4 protein-coding genes are annotated in these 3,984 nt (G+C 72.6%); 3 read left to right on the plus strand and 1 reads right to left on the minus strand.

Features of this window, described 5'->3' with window-relative positions:
- From AB0M20_RS30870 to AB0M20_RS30880, 3 genes are all read left to right on the plus strand, one after another.
- Positions 1 to 1,378 (plus strand): YncE family protein (locus tag AB0M20_RS30870; RefSeq protein WP_364303848.1); only part of this gene is annotated, 1,378 nt, incomplete at its 5' end.
- A gap of 99 nt (positions 1,379 to 1,477) precedes the next feature.
- Complete coding sequence (locus AB0M20_RS30875) at positions 1,478 to 2,554, plus strand: hypothetical protein (RefSeq protein ID WP_364303849.1); 1,077 nt, start codon at positions 1,478 to 1,480, stop codon at positions 2,552 to 2,554.
- 22 nt (positions 2,555 to 2,576) lie between these two features.
- Positions 2,577 to 3,716 carry a SigB/SigF/SigG family RNA polymerase sigma factor gene (locus AB0M20_RS30880; protein ID WP_364303850.1) on the plus strand — a complete coding sequence of 380 codons (1,140 nt, stop codon included), beginning with the start codon at positions 2,577 to 2,579 and terminating at the stop codon, positions 3,714 to 3,716.
- A 21-nt stretch (positions 3,717 to 3,737) separates the two neighbouring features.
- On the opposite strand, the gene AB0M20_RS30885 is transcribed toward AB0M20_RS30880, so the two are convergent.
- A partial coding sequence (locus tag AB0M20_RS30885) for an ATP-binding protein (protein WP_364303851.1) occupies positions 3,738 to 3,984 on the minus strand: 247 nt, incomplete at its 5' end.

Consider the following 3,984-nt stretch of genomic DNA (forward strand, 5'->3'; position numbering starts at 1 on the left):
CCCGCCGCTGGCAGCCGCGGCCACGGTGGTCGCCGCCGGCCCGGGGCTGACCGCGCGGCTGGACGGCCGGCACCTGCGCCTGACGTGGCAGCCGGAGACCGACTGGCTGCACGGCTGGGTCACCGTGCGGGGCCCGGCCGGCTGGGCCGACGTGCGGGTCACCGGTCAGGTGGCGCAGGACGAGCCGCTGTCCCTCTCCGCCGTGGAGGAGTGGTTCGCCGGGGACTCGGACGGGGCCCGGATGACCGTCCTCGCCGCCCCGCCGCCGCGTCCGCGTCGCATCGCGCCGGTCGTGGTCGCCGGCGTGGTGCTGCTCGCGGTCCTCACCGGCGCGGGAGTGGCGTACGCGTTGCGCACGCGCGACTCCTCGCCGACCGCGACCGCGCCGATCTCGCAGGCGTCCGCCTCCCCGCGGACCTCCGCGTCCACCCCTACGCCCAAGGTGCCCAAGGTGCCGCTCACGGCCAGGGCATCCAGCATGGACAAGCCGGTGGTCACCGGCACGATCAAGGTGGGCGACGAGCCCGAGGGCACCGCGGTCTCCCCCGACAACCGCACGGTCTACGTCGCCAACCAGGGCTCCCGCGTGCTGTCCGTGGTGGACGCCCGCACCCGCAAGGTCACCGACGTACGCCTGCGCAGCAATCCGCGCTTCGTCGCGGTCTCGCGCGACGGCCGCCAGGTCTTCGTCTCGATGTACCGCGACGACAAGAGCGGCAGTGGCGTGGCCGTGATCGACGCGCGCACGCGAAAGGTCACCAGGTACGTGACGACCGGGCCGCAGCCGTACACGCTGTCGGTCGCGCCGGACGGCCGGCTGTGGGTGCCGATCCACGGCCGTCGGCGGGTGGAGGTCTACGCCGCGAAGGACCAGCGGGCCGACGGCTTGGTGCGGGTGCAGCCCAACCCGCACGCGATCACCTTCTCCGCCGGCACCGCGCGCGCCTTCACCGCGAACCACGAGTCCAACTCGGTGTCGATCATCGACCTGCGGATGGACAAGCTCGAGGGGTCGGTGCGGGTGAGCCGCTCCCCGCACAGCCTCGCGGCGTCGCCGGACGGGACGAAGGTGCTGGTCGCGGGGTACGACGCGGACACCGTCGACCTGATCGACGCGGGCAGCGGCAAGCGCACCGGCCCGATCGAGGTCGGCGACAAGCCGCAGAGCGTCGCCTACGCCCGGGACGGACGACACGCGTACGTGGTCAACGAGGGTGACGGGACGGTGTCCGTGCTGAACGGACGGACCGGCCGGACGACGGCGACGATCAAGGTGGGCCGCAGTCCGCGTACCGTCACGGTCTCTCCGGACGGCCGGACCGCCTATGTGTCCAACGGCGACGACGACACCATCTCGGTTCTGCGCATCGCTTCCTGAGCACCTCTCGGCTTATCATCGGCGTGTGATCGGGGACTACACCGAGCGTCACGGCCCTGAACGAGACGACCCAGAACGTAAAGGCTCAGGGCCGCCGCGATGAACGGTGCGGGCACCGTCGCGCTGGTGATCGCGGTGTGCGGCGCCTTGAGCTACGCCGCCGCGTCAATCCTGCAGGCCGTCGCGGCCCGCCGCAGCTCAGGCACGGTCAAGACCATGGGGCACCCGCTCTACCTGGTCGGCATCGTCTGCGACATGCTCGCCTGGGCCGGCTCGATGGTGGCCCTGCGGGAGCTGGCCGTCTACGTCGTCGAGTCGATCCTCGCGTCCTCGCTCGCGCTCACCGTCATCGGCGCCCGCCTGGTCCTCGGCTCCCGGCTGCGCCGGCGTGACTCCATCGCGATCGCGGTCACGATCGGCGCGCTCGGGTTGCTGGCCCTGTCGGCCGGTCCGCAGGACGACGTCGCCGCGTCGGGCTGGCTGCGCCTCTGCCTGTGCGCGGCGGCCTTCGCGATGGTGCTGGCCGGGTGGGGTGCGGCCAAGGTGGGCGCGCCGGGCGGCATGGTCGCCGCGCTGGCCGGCCTGTCGCTGGGCGGCGCGGCGTTGATCGGACGGGTGCTGCCGGTGCCGCCGGGCCTCAACGGCTGGGCCACGGCGTGGGCGATCGCCACCGAGCCGTTGACCTTCGCGTTGCTCACCTTCGCCGGGACCGGCATGACGCTGTACGCGCACGCGCTGCAGCGGGGCGAGGTCGGCCCGGTCACGGCCGTGCACTGGACCGCCGAGGTCACCGCGCCGTCGGCGATCGCGCTGGCCTTCCTCGGCGACACCGTCCGGCCCGGGTGGGGCTGGGCGGCCCTGGTCGCGGGGATGGCGATCGTGGGCGCCGCGGTGCTGCTCGCGACGGCGCCGGCGACCAACGCGACGCACGACACCGCCGTCGCCGAGGTGCCCCGGCCGGCCGTTCCGACCGCCGCCCGGTCCGCCGTGCGGATCATCTGGTGGGGTCCACCGCCCATCTGGCGGCCACCAGATCGTGGCGCGGCCGCTACCGTGCCCGATCGGCCGTTCGCCCAGCTAACCTGGACTCCGGTCGTGGACGGCGGAAACTTTGACCCGCTGGGCCGTTTCAAGGGCGCCGCTCCCGGGCAGAGGGCAGAGTCGAGGCGTCTGTAGGTTCAGAGTGGCGGAGGTGCCGATGCGCTACACCGACGAGGCTGGACCATCCTCGGACAGCGTTCTGGCAGATCTCGACGCCGCTGCTCTGAGCTATGCGACCGCCCTGTCGGACGGTCCCGACGGGCAACGCGCGCTGCTCAGGGACCGGTTCGTCGCGGAATGTCTGCCTTTCGCCGGCCGGATGGCTCGTCGGTACCGCGGCCGCGGAGAGCCGCTGGACGATCTGGAGCAGGTCGCCCGGATGGGGCTCGTCAAGGCGATCGACCGGTACGACCCGGAGCGCGGCTCCTTCACCGCATACGCCGTCATGACCATCTCCGGTGAGCTCAAGCGCCACTTCCGGGACACCACCTGGGCGGTGCACGTGCCACGGCGGGTTCAGGACCTCACGCTCGAGGTGAACCGCGTCCGCATGGACCTGACCGCGTCGCTCTCCCGGCCGCCCGCGATCGCGGAGATCGCCGACCGGCTCGGCGCGACCGTCGAGGACGTCACCGAGGCGGTCGTCTCCAGCGCGGGCCACTCGCCGATCTCGCTCAACGCGCCGACGATGGGCACCGACGGCGCGGCCGAGCTGGGCGAGCTGCTCGGCGACGTCGACCGTGACCTGGAGGCCGTCGACGACAGCATCACCGTGGCGGAGCTGCTGCTCAGGCTGCCGGCCCGGGAGCGGACGATGCTGATGATGCGCTTCCACGGCAACCACACCCAGGCCGACATCGCCGCGGAGCTGGGCATCTCGCAGATGCACGTGTCGCGCACGCTCACCCGGACACTGGCCTGGCTGCGCGAGGCGATGATCAGCGACACCATCCCGCGCTGGCACGGTGCGGGGGTGCCGTCCGAGTCGCTCGCCATGCGGGTGTCCACGTGCCGGACCGCGGACGGGATCACCGTGCGCATCATCGGTGAGGTGGACCGCGACAGTGCGGATCGGCTGCGCGCCGGCCTGCTCCACGCGGTCCGCGCCGCTGCCGGGCTCGGACGTCTGACCATCGATCTGACCAACATGCCGCTGATCGACGCGGCCGGTCTGGCCGTGCTGACCGAGGCCGCGGAGCTGGCGGAGCCGCCGTTGCAGCTGGTCGGCGTGCAGCGCTACGTGGCGAAGGTGCTCGCCGTGGCGGGTCTCGACTCGCACGTGGCCGACCGGCCCTGACAAGCGGTCGAACAGACAGCCTCAGCGCAGCAGTGTCGCCCACACCACCTTGCCGCCCTCCGAGGGCAGCCAGCCCCACGACGTGGCCATTGCCTCGACCAGCATCAGGCCGCGTCCGGGGCGGTCGCCGTCGCGCCGCAGCACCGGGGGCTCGGGGGATCCGTCCCGCACCGTGATCGCGAGATGCCGGGCCCACAGCGACACCTGCAACGTCGCCATCGTGTTGGCGTGCGACACGACGTTGCTGATGAACTCGTTGGCGATCAGG

The organism is Actinoplanes sp. NPDC051633, from assembly GCF_040681735.1.
In the GTDB taxonomy this organism is placed as follows: Bacteria; Actinomycetota; Actinomycetes; order Mycobacteriales; family Micromonosporaceae; genus Actinoplanes.

Excerpts from the sequence above, each read along its gene's own strand:
- AB0M20_RS30875 (WP_364303849.1), top strand. The coding sequence starts at position 1,478 with ATGAACGGTGCGGGCACCGTCGCGCTGGTGATCGCGGTGTGCGGCGCC.
- AB0M20_RS30880 (WP_364303850.1), top strand. The coding sequence starts at position 2,577 with ATGCGCTACACCGACGAGGCTGGACCATCCTCGGACAGCGTTCTGGCA.